We start from the raw sequence: 1,050 nt of genomic DNA, 5'->3' as shown, positions 1-1,050 counted from the left end.
AGCACCAAGCCCGGATCAGCCACTACAAACGACGCGGCCACACACCACCAGAAGCCGATAAACCATCACGAAAAAGACCGTTGCAGTACTAGGGGGTGTCTTGTCGATCATTGGTCGAGCCAGATGAGGGTGCTGGCGAGGGTGATGACGGCGAGGTAGCGGTCGGGGCGTTTGTCGTAGCGGGTGGCGATGCCGCGCCATTGTTTGAGGCGGTGGAAGCAGCGTTCGACGACGTTGCGGCGCCGGTAGACAGTCTTGTCGAACCCGCAGGGCCGTTCACGCCGCCGTGTGCGGCCGGCGAGTTGGTCGACGCGTTCGGGGATGGTGGTCCTGATCCCGCGTCGGCGGAGGTAGGCCCGGAAGGTGCGGGCGCAGTAGCCCTTGTCCGCGACGACGTGGTCGGGCCGGGTGCGGGGCCTGCCCGGACCCGGCGGGGGGACGCGGATCAGTCTGATGACGGCTTCGGCTTGGGTGCAGTCGTTGCGGTTGCCGCCGGTGACCAGGAACGCCAGAGGCCGGCCCTGTCCGTCGCAGGCGAGGTGGATTTTGCTGGTCAGCCCGCCGCGGGAGCGTCCGAGTCCGCGTTCTTCGAGCCCCCTTTGGCAGCCGCGTGCTGGTGGGCTCGCACGATCGTGGAGTCGATCGCGACCAGCCAGTCCACCTCTGCCCGTGTCTGCGCGGCGGTCAGAAGCCGGTCGAAGGTGCCGTCGGCGGCCCATCGGGCGAACCGTCCGTGGACGGTCTGCCAGGGGCCGAACCGTTCGGGCAGATCCCTCCAGGGCAGCCCGGTGCGGAACTTGAACACGATGCCCTCGAGCACCTGGCGGTGGTCCCGCCACCGGCCACGGGCCTTGCCCGCAGGCGGCAGCAACGGCTCGATAACCGCCCAGGCGGCGTCAGAAATCTCCCCATCCCTCACCACCGGACCAACGATCCGATGATCGGAAAGACACCCCCTAGTACTGCAACGGTCTTTGTCGTGACGGTTGGGCAGGTGGTTCGTTGGTCTGGTCATGGGTGGGGAACTGTCTGATGCCCGGTCGTGGGCGG

1 pseudogene is annotated in these 1,050 nt (G+C 67.3%); it reads right to left on the bottom strand.

The features are described 5' to 3' along the window. Positions 1–107: 107 nt before the first annotated feature. A pseudogene (locus tag ACGFZL_RS32060) lies at positions 108–1,015 on the bottom strand (IS5 family transposase). Between the last annotated feature and the right edge of the window lie 35 nt (positions 1,016–1,050).

Source organism: Streptomyces sp. NPDC048182 (genome assembly GCF_043202555.1).
In the GTDB taxonomy this organism is placed as follows: Bacteria; Actinomycetota; Actinomycetes; order Streptomycetales; family Streptomycetaceae; genus Streptomyces.
Note: the sequence above shows the minus strand (reverse complement) of the source record. Positions and strands in the feature narration are given on the sequence as shown.